The organism is Methylomonas rivi (assembly GCF_024505165.1).
Classification (GTDB): domain Bacteria; phylum Pseudomonadota; class Gammaproteobacteria; order Methylococcales; family Methylomonadaceae; genus Methylomonas; species Methylomonas rivi.
Genome location: NZ_JANIBK010000083.1, coordinates 1 through 16,816 on the forward strand (window position 1 = coordinate 1; position 16,816 = coordinate 16,816).

The 16,816-nt window shown below is 53.2% G+C and carries 17 protein-coding genes; 3 read left to right on the forward strand and 14 right to left on the reverse strand.

Going from position 1 to position 16,816, the window contains the following annotated elements:
- Nucleotides 1-851: 851 nt before the first annotated feature.
- On the forward strand, nt 852-1,370 hold the full coding sequence (locus tag NP596_RS14065) for a hypothetical protein (protein ID WP_256616018.1): 519 nt from the start codon (nt 852-854) through the stop codon (nt 1,368-1,370).
- Between the two features lie 312 nt (nt 1,371-1,682).
- On the opposite strand, the gene NP596_RS14070 is transcribed toward NP596_RS14065, so the two are convergent.
- The 3 genes from NP596_RS14070 to NP596_RS14080 are packed head-to-tail and all read right to left on the reverse strand — an operon-like array spanning nt 1,683 to nt 5,552.
- Complete coding sequence (locus NP596_RS14070) at nt 1,683-2,567, reverse strand: PfkB family carbohydrate kinase (RefSeq protein WP_256616019.1); 885 nt, start codon at nt 2,565-2,567, stop codon at nt 1,683-1,685.
- Nucleotides 2,560-3,408, reverse strand: a complete 849-nt coding sequence (locus NP596_RS14075; RefSeq protein WP_256616020.1) for an HAD-IIB family hydrolase — start codon at nt 3,406-3,408, stop codon at nt 2,560-2,562. The genes NP596_RS14070 and NP596_RS14075 overlap by 8 nt, the downstream gene beginning before the upstream one ends.
- Nucleotides 3,405-5,552: an HAD-IIB family hydrolase gene (locus tag NP596_RS14080; protein ID WP_256616021.1), complete on the reverse strand. Its 2,148-nt coding sequence runs from the start codon at nt 5,550-5,552 to the stop codon at nt 3,405-3,407. Before NP596_RS14080 ends, NP596_RS14075 begins: the two co-directional genes overlap by 4 nt.
- Nucleotides 5,553-5,831: 279 nt before the next feature.
- Between NP596_RS14080 and trkA the strand changes: the two genes are divergently transcribed.
- A complete protein-coding gene (gene trkA / locus NP596_RS14085; RefSeq protein WP_256616023.1) occupies nt 5,832-7,187 on the forward strand; it encodes a Trk system potassium transporter TrkA in 1,356 nt (451 codons plus the stop codon).
- Here trkA and NP596_RS14090 read toward each other — a convergent pair.
- The 11 genes from NP596_RS14090 to NP596_RS14140 form a co-directional block, all read right to left on the reverse strand.
- The gene (locus NP596_RS14090) at nt 7,184-7,720 is read right to left on the reverse strand and encodes a hypothetical protein (RefSeq protein ID WP_256616024.1); all 537 of its coding nucleotides are present in this window, start codon (nt 7,718-7,720) and stop codon (nt 7,184-7,186) included. The two genes, trkA and NP596_RS14090, sit on opposite strands and share 4 nt — an antisense overlap.
- Nucleotides 7,696-8,232, reverse strand: coding sequence for a hypothetical protein (locus NP596_RS14095; protein WP_256616025.1), 537 nt, complete (start codon nt 8,230-8,232; stop codon nt 7,696-7,698). Before NP596_RS14095 ends, NP596_RS14090 begins: the two co-directional genes overlap by 25 nt.
- 6 nt (nt 8,233-8,238) lie before the next feature.
- Nucleotides 8,239-8,616: a VOC family protein gene (locus NP596_RS14100; RefSeq protein ID WP_256616026.1), complete on the reverse strand. Its 378-nt coding sequence runs from the start codon at nt 8,614-8,616 to the stop codon at nt 8,239-8,241.
- A gap of 30 nt (nt 8,617-8,646) precedes the next feature.
- A complete protein-coding gene (locus tag NP596_RS14105; RefSeq protein WP_256616027.1) occupies nt 8,647-9,444 on the reverse strand; it encodes a hydroxypyruvate isomerase family protein in 798 nt (265 codons plus the stop codon).
- Nucleotides 9,444-10,322: an NAD(P)-dependent oxidoreductase gene (locus NP596_RS14110; protein WP_256616028.1), complete on the reverse strand. Its 879-nt coding sequence runs from the start codon at nt 10,320-10,322 to the stop codon at nt 9,444-9,446. Before NP596_RS14110 ends, NP596_RS14105 begins: the two co-directional genes overlap by 1 nt.
- 3 nt (nt 10,323-10,325) lie before the next feature.
- Entirely contained in the window at nt 10,326-10,871 is a 546-nt protein-coding gene (locus NP596_RS14115) for a nucleoside triphosphate pyrophosphohydrolase family protein (protein ID WP_256616029.1), read from the reverse strand.
- A gap of 104 nt (nt 10,872-10,975) precedes the next feature.
- On the reverse strand, nt 10,976-13,231 hold the full coding sequence (locus tag NP596_RS14120; RefSeq protein ID WP_256616030.1) for a TonB-dependent receptor family protein: 2,256 nt from the start codon (nt 13,229-13,231) through the stop codon (nt 10,976-10,978).
- An 88-nt stretch (nt 13,232-13,319) separates the two neighbouring features.
- A complete protein-coding gene (locus NP596_RS14125) occupies nt 13,320-13,616 on the reverse strand; it encodes a GIY-YIG nuclease family protein (RefSeq protein ID WP_256616031.1) in 297 nt (98 codons plus the stop codon).
- Nucleotides 13,616-13,891 carry a hypothetical protein gene (locus NP596_RS14130; protein ID WP_256616032.1) on the reverse strand — a complete coding sequence of 92 codons (276 nt, stop codon included), beginning with the start codon at nt 13,889-13,891 and terminating at the stop codon, nt 13,616-13,618. The genes NP596_RS14125 and NP596_RS14130 overlap by 1 nt, the downstream gene beginning before the upstream one ends.
- Nucleotides 13,892-13,914: 23 nt before the next feature.
- Nucleotides 13,915-14,355, reverse strand: a complete 441-nt coding sequence (gene rnhA, locus NP596_RS14135) for a ribonuclease HI (RefSeq protein WP_256616033.1) — start codon at nt 14,353-14,355, stop codon at nt 13,915-13,917.
- A 1-nt stretch (nt 14,356) separates the two neighbouring features.
- The gene (locus tag NP596_RS14140) at nt 14,357-15,073 is read right to left on the reverse strand and encodes a class I SAM-dependent methyltransferase (RefSeq protein WP_256616034.1); all 717 of its coding nucleotides are present in this window, start codon (nt 15,071-15,073) and stop codon (nt 14,357-14,359) included.
- Between the two features lie 86 nt (nt 15,074-15,159).
- On the opposite strand from NP596_RS14140, the gene NP596_RS14145 reads away from it, so the two are divergent.
- Entirely contained in the window at nt 15,160-16,758 is a 1,599-nt protein-coding gene (locus NP596_RS14145; protein ID WP_256616035.1) for a LysM peptidoglycan-binding domain-containing protein, read from the forward strand.
- Nucleotides 16,759-16,816 lie beyond the last annotated feature (58 nt).

A 16,816-nucleotide genomic window follows, 5' to 3' on the forward strand; every position in this document is an offset into this window, starting at 1 on the left:
GGGCGGATGCCGTTAGGCGATCCGCAAATCCAGTTGCCACCATACGGCGGAACCGCGATGCGTTCCGCCTTACGGCCTTATCCGTTACCATTGCTCCTCGCCTGTTTTCGTGCCTACGCATCAAGCCAGTTGTTGCCAACTGGCCTGCAAGGCTCGATACTCGGCCTGTGGCTAGCAGTTACCGAGACAGGATTTCCACCTGCTAGAATTTGCGACATTGCCCAGCCGCAACCAAGACCTGACCCCGTCATGCGCTACAGTTGGTTATAACATCATTATCGACTAAGCTTGCTTAGAGCTATCTTTGTAAAAAAGCTAGCACTTGAGAACCAGCCATAAAAAGTAAGAAAAAAATTTTTAATAAAAGTACACTTGCTAGAGTGGTCAATTTTTTTTAAAAATATACGCGTATGATTTTCATAGAAAAAAATAATACGCATAGCTTAGGCGATAGAGCTTGTAAGCATTTGCTTACACAATTGCCTGTCAGGTTTTTTTACACATTAAAGGAAAAACCAAATACTTAAAAGTTCAAATGTTTGATTAATAAGAATAGGAATGTTTTTTGCATTATTTTTTTGATCTGCCAAAACGCGGTACATAACTTTCAATTTACTTACAAAAAAACAAAGGAGCACGCAATGTCTGACATCGATATATCAATAGAACGGGTTAGGTCTATAACCGGAAAATATCCGATCAACGCTTACCACCCAACAGAGAGTCAGGAGTCGGATGAAGCCAGAGAATCGGATATTCAATCGTGCTGTAATCATTTCGACGAAAGCTTTTTTGATTTACTGAGAGCGGGCGCTCATTTAGATTTTCGCAAATACAATTTTTAAGGACAAATGGCACATCCATATATTCAAATAAACGGCAAGCGTTGGGCGGAAACACTACAGTTTTTACAGGAGATTGTTTGCCAGCTTGCATTACGTGATGGCGTCGACGATGAAACTGCAGAAGCTTATATGCAGCAATACCAAGCTGTTGCTGATGGTAATAACGACAAGATTTTCAACGCAACGGTTCAGAGAATTAAGACTTACATCAATTTTTATAACGTTCACCCTAGCCAAGGCATTTACGACGAATTTAAATGCATTTACTTTGTTGGGATGGCAATGTCATTCCATTTGGCGGCAGACGGCTTAACCGACCTGAACAAACTGCACCTAAGAGCGATGCTGAGGTTACTGGACCTAAGATTGGAGGAACCGTTTAACGTGCGCCGCCCACAGTTGTCCGATCGCATAAACAAAGCGATTTTGAATGACAGCATCCAGAAACACTTTGGCGATTATGGCTGGTATATAGTTTACAAATGCCTTTACAACGCCGCCAACGATAACTCTAAAACGATTTAAAGCGAGAGTTATCGATAAAAAGCCCGCCAAGTGCGGGCTTTTTATGTCGGAATTTCGGGTTCAGGTCTTGGTTGCGGCTGGGCAATGTCGCAAATTCTAACGGGTGGAAATCCCGTCTCGGTAACTGCTAGCCACAGGCCGAGTATTTAGCCTTGCAGGCCAGTTGGCAACAACTTGCTTGATGCGTGAGTTATAACTAAATCTGAGCAAAACGTCAGAAAACTGGGTCAGGTCTTGCAATCAGTCATTTCAGAGCCATTTTTTTTACCGCATTATTGAAAAATACATAAATACCAGACCACCCGCGCGGCTTTATAACCCCCACGCCTCGACAAAACTCCGATAAAACCCAGCATCCTGCACGGTGGCACCGCGCCGGCCGACGATGCCGGAAGCGAAAGTTTGGGCTCGTTCCAGAATTAACTGCAACGGCCAATCAAGATGTATACCCAGCATCAGCACCGAAGCAAATGCGTCGCCGGCGCCGACGGTATCGACAACTTGCAATGCTTTTACAGGCACAGCCGCGGCGCGCTGACCGTCCGCATTGATGGCGACCGCGCCTTTTTCGCTGCGGGTGACGACTAAGCCCTGCAGTCGGTGTTCTGCTAAAAACGCCTGCATCGCAACGTCAAAATCATCAGAACCGGCCTGCAGCGCTCGCAATTCCAGGTGGTTCAACTTGACCCAATCCGCCTGGTCTGCCCAGAACAGCACCTCGGCCTTGTCCCACCACGGTTCGCGCAGATTCACGTCCAAGAATACCGGGCCGCGATGGTTTTGCTTCAAGCGCGCCAGCGCTTGCCGGGATACCGCATTACGCAAGGCCAGGGAGCCGTGATACAACAATCCGCCTGTCGCATTTGCCGGCAACTGTCCGGCATCGATAAAATCGTAGGCTTGCTCGGGCATGATCGAATAACTGGGTTCGCCCCGCTCTATCTTGACTTGTACCGCGCCGGTAGGATGCCGGGCGTCGTGCTGTAAACCGGACAAATCCATTTGCCAGTTTTCCATGCCGGCTTGTACCGCCGCTCCGGTATCGTCTTCGCCGATACGGCTGATGAAGCACGGGTTTTGTTTAAAGGCCTGCAAATGCCAGGCGACGTTAAACGGCGCCCCGCCCAATACCACGCTGCCGTCCGGAAAATGGTCGAACAATACTTCGCCGAAAATTTGCATATTTGAATTATTCATAAGCGTGCATCCAATCTCGCGTGTGCGGCAAATAATGCGCAACGCCTTCCAAAATGCCGGCCGCGTAATTGCCGTTCATGCCTAAAAATCCGCCTTTCGCCTGATATAGCGCCGCTTCATGCCCCTGTTGTCTGGCCAGCATATGCGCTTCCTCCCGCACTTCCGGGCTGGCATTGGCCACCAACACCGCATGAATGGCACTGGCCATGACCGGCAGGTCGTTGCCGCTATCGCCGGCGAACACGGTGTGTGCCGCATCCATACCCAGCTGTTTCATTAAAAATTCGACCGCATGAAATTTGGTGGCGCTGGCGGGCAGCACATCCAACAAACCGGTTTGTTCCGCCTCGTCGACGCTGTAAATCAACTCGGCCCGTATATCTTTTGTCCGCAGCAGCGTTTGCATGTCCGCCAGCAACGGCGCGGTATCCGTATCCGCGGGCAGATAGTAGCTGAGCTTGAAGCGATTTTGCTTGGCGGCTTCCTGCGGGGTCAACCCGGAAAATCCGGCCAGTAATGCCTGCAAGCGCGCATGATCGTAACCGGCCCAATCCGGCGCAATCTCGGCCGCCCAGGCTTCGGAAGCCAGCCAGTGGTTTTGCTTAACTTCATACAAAGTGGTGCCGACATCGCCGATCACAAAATCCGGCTGCGGCAAGTCGTATTCGGCGATGGCTTCTTCCACCAGCGCCTTATGCCGGCCGGATACGTATGCCAGCAAAACCTCCGGTCTGGCAACCACGCTTTTGAACATTGGTCTGGCTTGCGGCGATTCCAGGGCGCTACCGTTGGGCAACAGGGTGCGGTCCAGGTCGGTACAAATCAGAATCCGTTCTGTCATACCGCACCCATGTCGTCATTGAAAAAATTGTAATGCCCGATCGCTTCGACGATACCCAGTGCGTGAGGTTGTTGGGCAAAATAGATGCGCTCGGCTTCGTATAATTGCGACAGCTCTTCCCGATGCCGGTTGGCCACCACCACCGCCAAGGTATTGCCGTGCATCATGTCTTCATCGGCTCCGGAACCGCCGGCGACCAGAATCCGCTCCAAGGGAATATTCCATTGCCGGGCGAAATAGCGTAAAGCCAAGCCCTTGGATGCGCGGGCCGGGACGATGTCGAAAAATTGCCCGAAGGCCTGATTGGCGTTGACGGCCTGATCCTCCTGCCGCAGCAAGGTATTGATGTCGTCAACGCCGGGCGCCAGATTGCTGTCGTAATGATAGGAAATTTTGAAGCGGCTCTGCTCGCTGGCCGGTTGCAGGGACATGCCCGGAATATCCGCCATAATTCGGCGGATGGCTTTCGGGTTCCAGTGGTAGTCGATATGCCGCGCCCAGGCCGTATCGGTCTTGATGTGCGGCGCGTAATAAATCTCCGTGCCCAAACTGGTGATCAATACGTCCGGGGTCGGCACGCCGTTTTTCTTCAAAATAGCCAGCGCCGAATCCAGGCGCCGGCCGGTGGCGATGCCGAAAAATACATTCTTGCGTTGACTGCGCAGCGTATCGACGAATTGCCGCAGGCCCTCGGCATTACCGAGCAAGCTTTGATCGATATCGGTAAAGATAGCCCGGCTGCGATAGCGCAAGGCGTTGCGTACCGGTGTCGATTTGACGACCGGCTGTTGCGGTTTCAATAAGGGCTGCAGTTTATCCAGGTAACGCCGGGCGTGCGCCCGCCAGGAATAATAGCGGCGCACATTCCGCAAGCCGTGTTCGGAGAAAGTTTGCCATTGGCAAGGATCATTCAGAATAGACAATAAGGCATCGGCGATGGCCTGCGTATCCAGCGGATCGACCAACAGTCCGTTATGGCAGTTGCCTATGATATCCACCGGCCCGCCGTTTTCGGTGGCCACTAGCGGCGCTCCGCAGGCAGCCGCTTCCAACAGCGTCAAGCCGAACGGTTCGGTCAAGGCCGGATTGACGAACACGCCTTTCGACGCCGCCGCCAAACGGTAAATATCCGGCACATCGTCCTGTGTATGGTGCTTGGGTAGGGCCAGTTTGCCGTATAAATCGTAGCAATCGGCCAACAATAGGATCTCCGTTAATACCGCTTGAGCACCCTCGTTCATCTCCCGAATATCGTCGCGGTTGCCGGCGATAATCACCAAGTTGGCGAGCGCCTGCAATTCCGGGGTTTCACCGTAAGCCTTTACCAGCGAGACAATGTTTTTACGTTCGTCCGGCCGCGACAAGGCCAATACGATCGGCTTTCCGGGCTCGGTTAAAAACGGCCGCAAAGCTTGAATAAAACCGACTTCATGGACATCGCCGTCCGCCGGGTGGAATTGCGCCAAATCGGTACCGGGCGGTATCACCACCATGCGCTCGGGGTGGTAATAATCGTACAACTCGTATTGTTCGGCAATTTCGTTGCGGGTACTTGTAATCACCAAATCCGCCGTGGCCAATACGTCTTCTTCGGCGTTAATGCGGCGGGAAATGTGGTAGCGCTGCTCCAATATATCGCTGTGCAGGCCCATGGCCAGCAATTGGGTGCGTTTGTCCCGGCCCAAGGAATGGCCGGTGAACACCAACGGGATTCCGGTCAGATGCGACAGGCGCATACCGACATAGCCGGCGTCCGCATAGTGGCCGTGTAAAACATCCGGCATGCGCGGCTGTCGGCTCAGCCACTGCAATAGATTATCGGTAAAAATATCCAGGCAATCCCACAACTCCTCCTTGGGAATGTAACCCTCGGGTCCGGCGGGAATGCGGATGATGCGGGCGTTGCCGTTCAACGCCTCGCTGGGTTGGGCATAATCCCGGCTGACTTGATCGTCGTTAATTTGCCGCGTGATCAGATCGACACGCTCGACCGTGTCTTGCTGGCCCAAGGCTTTGGCAAGGTCGACCACATATTTAGTCTGCCCGCCGGTATCGGCATCCCGGCCCAATTCCAGATCATGTCCGCGAATCAGGCCATGTATGCTAATCAACACGATATAAACCGCGTCTGTCTTACCAGTCATATCCATTTCTAATTCTTCTTATGGCGCGAAAGGTTTTTCACAGGTGCTTTTTATCCTACCCAAATTCGGCAAGCCGGTTCGGTTTTTTTTCAACCCCGAACCCCGTGGCGCGAATTTTCAGTCCGGCCGTTTCCGGCTCATCCGCGGATATTTTTTTATCGGCTGTTACCATGGACAGCCTGCCCGATCGGGGTATAATTCGGACCTACATCCTCAGCTATCCGGCCTGCCGGCCTCATTCGACTTGAGTCCCTACACTTTTTTTCCGCCCGAATTTTAATGAAAATTGTGATTCTTGGCGCCGGCGTCACCGGCTCTTCGGTTGCCGGCGCGCTTGCCAGCGAAGAAAACGACATTGTCGTCATCGATCAAAAACCGCATTTGTTGTCCGCGCTGAAAGGCCGGCTCGACATCGCCACCATCGAGGGCAATGCCGCGCACCCCAGCATTCTCGAACAAGCGGGCGTCGGCACCGCCGACATGGTGCTTGCGGTCACCAATAACGACGAAACCAACATGCTGGCTTGCCAAGTCATCAATACCCTGTATGCCAAGCCTAAAACCATCGCCCGGGTGCGCGCCCTGGACTTTTTAAACCATCCGGAGTTATTCGCACCGGGCGGCATCGACATCGTCATCAGCCCCGAGCAAGTGGTCACCGAAGCCATTCACAACCTGATCAAATACCCAGGCGCCTTGCATGTATCGGAATTCGCCGAGGGTTTGGTGCGCCTGGTCTCCATCCGCGTGGTACCCACCGGTTTTTTGACCGGCAAACGCATACAGGCGGTCAAGGAAAAGCTGGCCGACAGCATGATCCGGGTTGCGGCCATTTTCCGCAACGGCAAGGCCATTCCGGTTAACGGCGAGGCGCTGATTGCCACCGGCGACGAAGTATTTTTCGTTTGCCCGCGCGACAAGGTCCGCAAAACCCTGGTCGATTTACACAAGCTGGAAGCCCCCGTCAAATCCATCATGCTGGCCGGCGGCGGCCATGTCGGCAAGCGCTTGGCGATGGCCCTGGAAAATAATTACCACGTCAAGGTCATCGAGCAGGACATCAACCGGGCCAAGGAAATTTCCAACGATTTACGTAAGACATTGATCTTACATGGCGATTGCACCGACCAATCGTTATTGCAGGAAGAGATGGTCGAAGAAGTGGACTTGTTCTGCGCCATCACCAATAACGACGGCGTCAATTTGATTTCCGCCGGCCTGGCCAAGAAACTGGGCGCCAAAAAAGCCATTTGTTTAATCAACAATACCTCGTACCTGCAACTGGTCGAGGGCACCGATATCGATCTGGCCATTCAACCCAAGCTGGAAACCTTGGGCAGCATTCTCAGACACGTCAGAAAAGGCGATGTGGTCGGCGTCAGTTCGGTCTGCGGCGGCAGCGCGGAAGCCATCGAAGCCATCGCCCACCGTAGCGTGGAAGCCAAATCCGTGGTGGGCTTGCGGGTCGATCAGATCAATCTGCCCGACGGCATCATTTTAGGCGCGCTGATTCGGGATAAGGAAGTGATTCCCGTTCACCACGATACGGTGTTTGCGGAAGGCGACCACGTGGTGATGTTTGCGCTGGATAAAAAGCTGATCAAAGCCATCGAAGGTTATTTTCAACCCATCTAAACTCCGTTATCGATAAAGGCCAGGGTCTTTTGCGGCAGGGATTCGGGTTTGCCGGCATTTAGCGCGCCGACACTGTCTTCGTGCACGGCCGTCATGAACTGAATCAACTGCATTTCCACCTTGAGCTTCGCCACCGGGTCTTGCTCGTCCCACATCCTGTTCAGCAATTGTTTGGCGTGGTGATGAATGGTAAAGGCCACGGCTTCGGGCAAATGCGCGAAATTTTCCCGTAAGCTGAGCTTGAGTTTATCCAGCGATTGTAAATATTGCTGATAGTCCTTCAAATCCTGCTTGCACTGGATTTTCAGCATCGCCAGCTCGTTGCCGTGGCGAGTTTCTCCCATCGCCAGTTCGTGCGCCAATTGCTGGGCCTGCTTTTTCAGTTCCGCAACCAAGGCTTGTTCGGCCAACACTCTGGCTTGGCGCAAGGCGGCCACATCCGGCTGCCGGGCCAAATGCCAGCGCAGGTTTTCATCGCGTTTACCGCGCCAAAGCCCCAGCGCGCCGCTCAGCCAGCGATTGAAGACCGACATAACGCCCGCTCGCGCAAAGCCAGCATCGCCCGCGGATTGACTTGGCTTCGATACTGCTTGAGATGTTTTTGCAAGGATTTAAAGCTGTCCGGCTCGACGGACTGCCGCAACTCCGCCGATACGGCTTCGAACAGCGCTCGGCTGTGTTTTTTATTGTCGGCCGCCAACAAACGCTGCCGTTTTAGCTCGTATAAATAGTGTATCTGGGTCCTTTCCAGCAACACACGTTGCCTGGCATCGTATTGCAACCGCTGTAACATGGCGACCCGCCGAAGCGCCACGGCGTCCCAGCGAAAATACACGGCCAACTCCCGGTATAGGGCCTGCAGAAACAGTCCGCACCCCAACAGCAAAAGCAGTAAAAAGGCCGACAGCATGATACGGCCGGCCAAGGGATACAAGCAAGCCGGCAGTTCGGGCCTGCCGAACCGCCAGCCGATAAATCCCGCAACCAGCAATACCATCGCCAGACTACAAACCCACAGCACCGAGTAAAGGATTATTTTAGTCATGGATACTCACACCGGCCGCTCGATAAACTCCAGCGCGTTGCCGTCCCGGTCCCTGCAAAACAAGGCCTTGCGACCGGAAACGCTCATGGTGTATGCCATACCGGCTTTATCCAGTTCTTCGCGCAACGCATCCACCGAACGGCAATGCAAGGCCACATGGCGGTCTCGGCCGCCATGCGCGGGCCGGCCGCTAGTCGGATCGGGATTATCCAGTTCCAGCAAATGTATCTGCTGCGCGCCGATTTGCAACCAGGCGCCCGGAAAAGGCAAGGGCGGACGTTCCGTGGTTTGCATACCCAAAATATCCCGATAGAATTTCAGCGACTGCTGAGTGTCGGAGACGATTAAGCTGGCGTGATGAATGGTTAGATCGAATTTGGACATGGCAAAGACCTGTAATGTTTATGCCGGACATTATAACGCGGCTGCCTCGCTTGCCCGCGGGGTTTTCATCCAGGCCAAACCATCGGCCGTACAGGGTCCGGGTTTGTATTCCGCGCCCACCCAGCCGTCGTAAGGCAAGGCTGCAATCAGCCCGAACAGCGCGGCAAAATCCAGCGTGCCGCTGCCGGGTTGGCCGCGTCCCGGACAGTCGGCGAATTGTATGTGTGCAATTTTATCGATATGTTGAGACAAGAATGCCGCGCAGTCTTCCCCCATCCGGCTCATGTGGTAAATATCGTATTGCAGGCGCAATTGGGGATGATTCAACTCATGCCATATCGACAACATCTTGGCGGAACCGTCGACGATAAAGCCCGGCATATCGCGACTGTTAATCGCCTCGAATACCGTCGTCACCCCTATCTCGGCGAACACATCCGCCGCATAACGCAAATTGTGCCGGAACGTTTTTTCATACTCGGCTAAACGGCCGGCGTTCAGACAGCGGCCCGGCAACACGTTGATGCAATCCGGCTTTAATACCTTGGCATAAGCGAGCGCCTGGGCGACGGCAACCTTAAACCTGTCCTGTTTTTCCGGCACGGCGGCCAAACCTTCGCCCCCTTGCAGCAAATCATCGGCAGCGACATTAAACAATACCAGCTTTAAATCGTGCGCCTGCAAGGTTTGTTGTATCGATTCGGCGGTTAACGCGTAAGGAAATTGTATTTCCACTGCCGCAAAACCGGCCTGTTTGGCGGCCCGAAAACGCTCCAACAACGGCAACTCGCTAAACAACATACTGAGATTGGCGCTAAAACGCGGCATCAGTTCGGCCGGTAAAGTTTGATCAAGGTCGACGGGTCTTGTTCCAGAAAGCCGCGGCCGCCGTGCAATTGCATCAGCTGGGCGGCCAGCCCGGACATTGGAACGGCGCTGCCGTGCGCGGACGCCAAATCGCCCGCCATATGCAAATCCTTTAACAGGGTTTTCACCCGCCATTTCACCGGCTCGAATTGCTCGGCGGCCATTTCCGGGCCGACGATTTGCAGCGGCTTGGAATCGGCAAAACCGCCGGCCAGAGCCTCCGGTATTTTGCTGCTATCGACCCCGGCTTGCTCAGCCAGCGCCATCATTTCCGCAATTACCAGCACATTGCAGCCGACGATCATTTGGTTGCAGATTTTAGTGGTCTGCCCACTGCCGACCGGCCCCATGTGAGTCAGCCTGCTGTATAGCGGTTGCAATACTTGCCGGGCAACCGCAATATCGTCCGCCTCGCCGCCCGCCATGATCGCCAAACTGCCTTGCTCTGCACCGGCCGTGCCGCCCGATACCGGCGCATCGACCCAATGCATACCGCATTGCCGTTTTAAACGGGCCGCCAATTGGCGCGTTGTTTCAGGATGAATGCTAGATAAGTCGATAAGCAACTTGCCGCCGCCGCCGTGCGGCATGATCCGCTCGGCGACCACGGTTTCCACCGCCGCCGTATCGGCCAGACACAATAAAATCACATCCGCGGATTCGACCAAGTCCGCAATACTGCCGCAAACCCGCGCGCCGGCCCCCGCGACAGCCGCCAGCTTATCGGCAGTCCGGTTCCAGACGCTGACCTTAAACCCCGCCGCCAGCAGACGCAGGGTCATGGGCTCCCCCATCAAACCGATACCGATAAACCCCAGATTGAAGCCCTTTGCCGCCATGCTTTATTCGTACAGAGCTTCGCTTAAATCCGGTGCCAGCGGCAGGGTTTCCTTGGCAATCCGTTGGCTGTAATCCCGGCCGGCATCCGCCGCACCATGGCCGCTGTGCATTATATTGGCATGCACCATGGCAAAGGCTTTGTCGAAATCGGCGTTGATGAAGCCGCGCGCCAACTGCTCGCAGATGTTGTACAGCGCCGAATAATGAATACTCTCGCCGGACGCGCACTGATTGATTTTATCCGCCAACACCCGCATCACGGACAACACCGAACCGTCCTGTCGCCATGCCACCGAGGTGGATACCACATCGTCGCCACGGCAGGCGATAGCCGCCAGGGCGTTGTAGGCCAAATCCACCAGGCCGGCCAGAATCTTGGCCAAATCGCCGCCGGTAATAGCTTTGAAGGTTTCGCTGCCGCAGTCCATCAGCAGCGCTTGCCGCATGACGATGTCCATATCGGACAAATGCGCGGTTTCGGGATATTCGGGTTGCTCGATACCGAATTGGTCGTGAAATTCTCTGACTTTTTGTAGATGTTTGTGCATGGCTCACCCCCTATTAATATGGTTACGCATGGTACAGGGGCGGAAGGAAAATCGCAAAAGACTAAGACCCTCGCTACCGCTGCGAGGATCTTAGGCCTGGTTTATTAAATATCGAAATCCAGTTCGAAACCGCCGTAGGCGAATAACGGCATGCCGGGGCGCGGGCCGTAAGGCTGGCGGGAAACGATGTATTCTTCATTACCGGCATTTTGCACGCCGCCCAAGACTTTGATGCCCTTGGCGACTTTGTAATACGCCGATACGTCCATGATCACGTATTCGTCGGTTTTGCCGAAGCGGGAATCCGCTGTGCCCACCCCATTCACTTGCGCCTCCACATTATTGGCGCTGGTGAACGTTTCGCTAACGTAGTTTGCCGCCACCTCCATGCCCCAGCGCTCGAAATGCAGGCCGCTGCCGAAACTTAAAGCGAATTCCGGAATATACGGCACTTTATTGCCTTTTTTGCCGTAGCTAAAAATCGACTCGGCATCGGTAGACTTTGCGTCGTTCAATTGCTCGGTATCGGTATAGGTAAAAGACACGAAGTAAGGGTTTCTGAATCCCCAGCCGAAGTCCTCGCCTGCATCGTAATTCAACGCGGCCTCCACGCCACGGGTATCGACTTTACCGAAGTTTTCGCTTTGCCCGGTGCCGGCACCGCCAATATTGTTGACAACCAACAGATTTTCGAACTGCGTGTAGAAACCGGTTAATTCGGCGCTAAAGGCTCCGCGCTTATAGCGCCCGCCTAGCTCATAAGCATTACTGGATTCCTCCGCCAACTTATCGACAACGGCATTTTGCGGACTTGGCGGTGAGAAGCCGCGATGCGCACTGGCAAACATCATAAAATCGTCGTTGAATTTATAATCAACGCTGGCGCCGCCGGCGTACATATCCAGCGCGCTTCGCCCATTAGTGGCCGGGCTACGCCTGTTGGTATAGATTTGATCGAGATGCTCGTAGCGCAAACCGGGTGTAAAGCCAAAACGCCCCCATTCCATCCTGTCTTTCAAGAAAAATGCATAAGCGTGGGTTTCACCGGTTCTGTCATCCTGGGAACCAGGCAGTCCAACACTGGCATTGGTAATTGTACCGGCCGCGGATTGAGTATATCGGGTATCGTGCTGGAATCTGGTCTCTGCATCCGTATGATAGCGAAAGCCGCCATTCAGTTCGTGATGAATGGCGCCTGAATCGAATCTGTAGTTGGCCATGGATTCGACTCCACCCGCGTAATAAGAACGATTGTTGTCACGCACAGTCAAGGTACAAGCAGCATTGCCTTTAAGGCACGCTAAACGGCTTGGGTTACCGCCCGCCAGCGCCGTCGATGCACTATTATCATCGAGCTTACTCCAATTCCGATCGAACTCCTTGTAATAAGCTGTAGTCACAATGTCCAGATTATTGGTTGGGGAAATGAAATAACGCGCATACCCGCCCTTCTGCTCGCTATCGATATTATCGAAGCGAGAGGCCGCATAGCGCCGATAAGGGTCGTTCCTAAAATCCTGTTCCGTCAAACCCAAATACGTTTCATCGGCATCCATGCTGGAATAGCCGAATTTGACTTCCAGCTTTTGATACATCGCGGTGTTAGGCTCCCACGACAACCTTACCATCGGCTCGACTTGTTGAAACCCCGTTTGATCGCCGTTCTGGAAATCCGGCGTGCTATCGATGGTTTTGAAACCGTCGGAACCGCGATAGAAACCCTCCACCAGATAACCGAGCTTGCCGTGCGCGGTGTCCAGGGTATCGCCGACAAAACCGTGCGAGCGGAACTCGCCGTAACTGCCGTAGATGGATTTAAGGTAGGCCTTGCCTTCCAGCGGAATCGGCGTCGACAAATAGTTCAGCACCCCACCGGTAATATGCGGGCCGTATTTGACCTGGCTGCCGCCTTTCAATACCTCGACGCCGCTCATCCGCCCGCCGGCCGGATTGTAGTAAGCCGCCGGCGCCGAATAGGCCGCCGGCGCCACCAGTACGCCGTCTTCCATAACGGTAATCTTGGCGCTGCGAGTGGTATCGACGCCGCGAAAGCTGATATTCGGGAATAAGCCGAAACCGTCTTCCTCCCGAATATTCACCCCGGGGGCTTTGCGTAAAATCCGGTTGATATCGCTATAACTTTGATCGCGAATCCCTTCGGTACCGATATAGGACGCCGAAGCCGGCATGTCCTTGGCCTCTTCCGCGCTACCCAATACGCTAACCAATTCCAAAGCCTCGGCTTCGGCCTTCTTTTCGGCAACCTGTTTGTCTTTGGCCGGCTTTTCTTCGGCTTGCGCCGCGCCTACCGAGAGCCATATCAGGGACACGGCCCCGATAAATCGTTTGGATTCGAACATATTCATTCCCATTGCGACCGTCAAATGTAAAAAAATGTAAATACGCTTTACATGATACCCTTCGCACAAACGAGAATCAATTTCATTTTTAAACGCTGGAAATAGCCGTCACCTCCGCGTCCGACATCCCGCCAATTTCAATCAAGGCCCATTTTTCCGCTCGCGGCATTTTTTTAATGGCGATTTCGCGGCGACAGGCATCGGCATGCGAGTAATTATTTTCCCGGTAAGCGATATTCAGCGGCTGCCGCCCGCGAAAAAACTTAGCGCCCTTGCCGCCCCTGTGCTGGCGGAACCGCCTTTCGACATCGGTGCTGATACCGGTATACAAACTGCCGTCGCTGCATAAAATGATGTAAACAGACCAGCCCACGGCGGCAACCATCAATTTCGGGCTTGATTCAACCAAAAATTCACCGCCGCGGCCGCCGCCAAACCGGCGCCGATATAGGCATACCGCACGATGAAAATCAGCGCACCATTCGGATTATGCGTGGCGGCGTCCTTGATGCCGGGCGTTACGATCAAACTCCACAGCAACGCCGCTAAAAAGTACACGACGACACCCGAAACGCCCCATGACACGGGCGGACGCCCGGAACGCCCGGCGGTACTATAAAACCATACTCCGACCAACGAGGCCGCAATCACACCTAACATCGCTATCTCCCGTTCTTGTTATTTTATTGGCCCAACTGTCGAATACCTTGATTGGCCAAACTATCGGCCGTTTCATTTCCCGGATCGCCGGAATGGCCTTTTACCCAGATCCATTCAATACTGTGCCGTTGAATGGACTGATCCAGCCGCCGCCACAAATCTTCATTCTTGACCGGTTTATTCGCAGCCGTTTTCCAACCGCGTTTTTTCCAGTTGACCATCCATTCGGTAATGCCCTGCAGCACATATTTGGAATCGGTATGCAATTTAACCGCGCAGGACCGATTCAAGGATTCCAACGCCCGGATCGCCGCCATTAGCTCCATCCGGTTATTGGTGGTTTCCGGCTCTCCGCCGCAGAGTTGTTTTTCCTTATCCTTATAGCGCATGCACACTCCCCAGCCACCGGGCCCGGGATTACCTTTGCAAGCTCCGTCGGTGTATATCGTTACAGTCTCGACCATGTTATTTTTTGATTTTTTGTAAATTCGAATCCAAACCGATATTGGCCGTCGCCAGACGGGTTTTGCCTTGCGTCGCGGGCGTGAGCGGGATCAAGGAATATTGTCTTTTAACGGCTTTAAGCCCATACGCCATGGAAAACAAGGCTTTTACCGGAGAAGAAAACGCTCCATGCGTAATGGTAAAGGCATCCAGACCGAATTCCGCGGTATGTAAAATTTCAAAATTCAATAATTTTAACCAATCCGATACACGGGAGCGCCTCATAAAGTGCGCGCGCCAGGATTCCCCGAATTTTTTATCCCATAAAAATTGAAAGCGCACGTAGAGACTCAACGAATTGAAATTTAAAATGATCAATTCCCCCCCGGGTTTCAACACCCGGTGCACCTCTCGCATGGTGCGGAAACGCTGGGCATCGAATTCCAGCATGTGCGGGATGATCACCAAATCCATCGATTCGGTTTGTATCGGTAAATTGTAGGCCTTTGCGTTCACTTTTAAAGCCTGCGCATCTCCCACGCCTTTGCCGTCCAGAATCACATAATTCCTGTATAGCGAACAATCGACAAACTCGCTCTCCCAACCCAGCCCGCCGATTTGCAACTGTTTTTGCTTGCAACTCACGGTAATACAGCGTTTCAAATATTTCGCTTCCATGGTTTGCAGCAGTTTGCCCCGCGGGGTTTGATACAGCGCAAATAAAAATTTTCTCTTCATTTAATACTCGCCCAAGGGGAAGGATTGTTGGCTTAATCGGCAAAGCCATGGTAGCATCTAATTTTTTGATTTTAAGAGTAAAGACAATGCCTCGCTCAATTTCTAAAAAATCGGCCCGACATCTGTCCTATTTGCTGCCTATTTTACTGGCAACCGGTTGTAGTCAAACCGCTCACAAAGACCCCTTGTCGCCCTCGACCGGCAGCAAATTTTCCGTTTTTACCCGCAGCCATAACAACAATCACCGCTTTAATAAAGACGATAATTCGAAAGAACATGCGACGGTTTGGGACCGCATGCAATCGCTGTACGCATTGCCTGAAATAGATAATGCCAGGATCGATCGAGAAGTAAACTTCTACCTGAAAAATCCCGAATATTTGAGCCGGGTTCAGCAACGCGCGGAACCTTATCTGTTTTTTATTCTTAACGAAATCGAAGCTAAAAACATCCCCGGCGAAATGGCCTTATTGCCTATCGTGGAAAGCGCCTTCAGGCCCGACGCGGAATCGCCTGCCAAAGCCTCCGGCCTCTGGCAATTCATCCCCCCCACCGGCCGCCTGTACGGCTTGGAACAAAATAGCTGGTACGACGGCCGCCGCGACGTCATCGAGTCGACCCAAGCCGCCACCACCTTTTTGAAACAGCTCAGCGAAGAATTCAATAACGATTGGCTGTTGGCCCTGGCTTCCTATAACGCCGGCAAAGGCAACATCCGCCATGCCATGGATAAAAACCTCGGCCGCGGCGAAGCAACCGATTATTGGTCGCTGGACTTAAACAGCGAAACCGCGGCTTATGTACCCAAACTGCTGGCCATCGCCAAAATTTTCGGCAACCCGGAAAAATACAATCTCAACCTGCACCGGATCGCCAACGAGCCTTATTTCGAACTGATCGACGTGCAATCGCAAATCGACTTAAGCAAAGCAGCGGAATTGGCCCAAACGCCGCTGGACGATTTTTTAAAACTGAACCCGGCCTTCAATCGTTGGAGCACGGCGCCCGACGGCCCGCACCGCCTGTTGATTCCGGTCGAAAAAGCCGATAGCTTCAAGGAAAAATTGGCCGAGCTGCCCGATAGCGAACGCATTAAGTGGGAACACCACACCGTCGGCAATAAAGAGTCTTTAAAATCCATCGCCCAAAAACATCACACCACGGTTGCGCAAATTCAGGAGGTCAACCATCTGGATGAAAATGCCGTGGCGCAAGGCAAGACCTTGTTGATTCCGATGTCGTATAAAAACATCAAAGGCTACGACGAGCCCGCCGTAGCCTCCGCGGATACCAAAACAGTTGCACTCCCGCGCGTCAGCGTGAGCAAACAGGAATACACGATAAAAAAAGGCGATACCCTGTGGAGCATCTCCCAACGTTTCTCGGTCGACGCCAGCGACATCTTGAGCTGGAACAAAATGTCCGCCAAATCGGCCTTAAAGCCCGGCCAAAAGCTGACCATCAAAAAGACCGGCGGCAATATTCAGGTGGCTTCCACAGCACCCAGCTTTAAGCAAATCAACTATACCGTCAAACCCGGCGACACCTTGGCTAAAATTTCCAAGCATTTTAAAGTGAATGTCACCGATTTACGCAAATGGAACAACGTGCCTAAAAACCGTGCCGACGTTAAACCCGGTTCGAAATTAAAAATCACAATTGAAACGGGTCATTCCTCATCATAATTCAAGCTTTAACGCGCTGAATTGAACCCAAAAACGGCGGGGCCATGTCGACATGGCC

Excerpts from the sequence above, each read along its gene's own strand:
- NP596_RS14065 (WP_256616018.1), top strand. The coding sequence starts at position 852 with ATGGCACATCCATATATTCAAATAAACGGCAAGCGTTGGGCGGAAACA.
- NP596_RS14070 (WP_256616019.1), bottom strand. The coding sequence starts at position 2,567 with ATGAATAATTCAAATATGCAAATTTTCGGCGAAGTATTGTTCGACCAT.
- NP596_RS14075 (WP_256616020.1), bottom strand. The coding sequence starts at position 3,408 with ATGACAGAACGGATTCTGATTTGTACCGACCTGGACCGCACCCTGTTG.
- NP596_RS14080 (WP_256616021.1), bottom strand. The coding sequence starts at position 5,552 with ATGACTGGTAAGACAGACGCGGTTTATATCGTGTTGATTAGCATACAT.
- trkA (WP_256616023.1), top strand. The coding sequence starts at position 5,832 with ATGAAAATTGTGATTCTTGGCGCCGGCGTCACCGGCTCTTCGGTTGCC.
- NP596_RS14090 (WP_256616024.1), bottom strand. The coding sequence starts at position 7,720 with ATGTCGGTCTTCAATCGCTGGCTGAGCGGCGCGCTGGGGCTTTGGCGC.
- NP596_RS14095 (WP_256616025.1), bottom strand. The coding sequence starts at position 8,232 with ATGACTAAAATAATCCTTTACTCGGTGCTGTGGGTTTGTAGTCTGGCG.
- NP596_RS14100 (WP_256616026.1), bottom strand. The coding sequence starts at position 8,616 with ATGTCCAAATTCGATCTAACCATTCATCACGCCAGCTTAATCGTCTCC.
- NP596_RS14105 (WP_256616027.1), bottom strand. The coding sequence starts at position 9,444 with ATGCCGCGTTTTAGCGCCAATCTCAGTATGTTGTTTAGCGAGTTGCCG.
- NP596_RS14110 (WP_256616028.1), bottom strand. The coding sequence starts at position 10,322 with ATGGCGGCAAAGGGCTTCAATCTGGGGTTTATCGGTATCGGTTTGATG.
- NP596_RS14115 (WP_256616029.1), bottom strand. The coding sequence starts at position 10,871 with ATGCACAAACATCTACAAAAAGTCAGAGAATTTCACGACCAATTCGGT.
- NP596_RS14120 (WP_256616030.1), bottom strand. The coding sequence starts at position 13,231 with ATGTTCGAATCCAAACGATTTATCGGGGCCGTGTCCCTGATATGGCTC.
- NP596_RS14125 (WP_256616031.1), bottom strand. The coding sequence starts at position 13,616 with ATGGTTGCCGCCGTGGGCTGGTCTGTTTACATCATTTTATGCAGCGAC.
- NP596_RS14130 (WP_256616032.1), bottom strand. The coding sequence starts at position 13,891 with ATGTTAGGTGTGATTGCGGCCTCGTTGGTCGGAGTATGGTTTTATAGT.
- rnhA (WP_256616033.1), bottom strand. The coding sequence starts at position 14,355 with ATGGTCGAGACTGTAACGATATACACCGACGGAGCTTGCAAAGGTAAT.
- NP596_RS14140 (WP_256616034.1), bottom strand. The coding sequence starts at position 15,073 with ATGAAGAGAAAATTTTTATTTGCGCTGTATCAAACCCCGCGGGGCAAA.
- NP596_RS14145 (WP_256616035.1), top strand. The coding sequence starts at position 15,160 with ATGCCTCGCTCAATTTCTAAAAAATCGGCCCGACATCTGTCCTATTTG.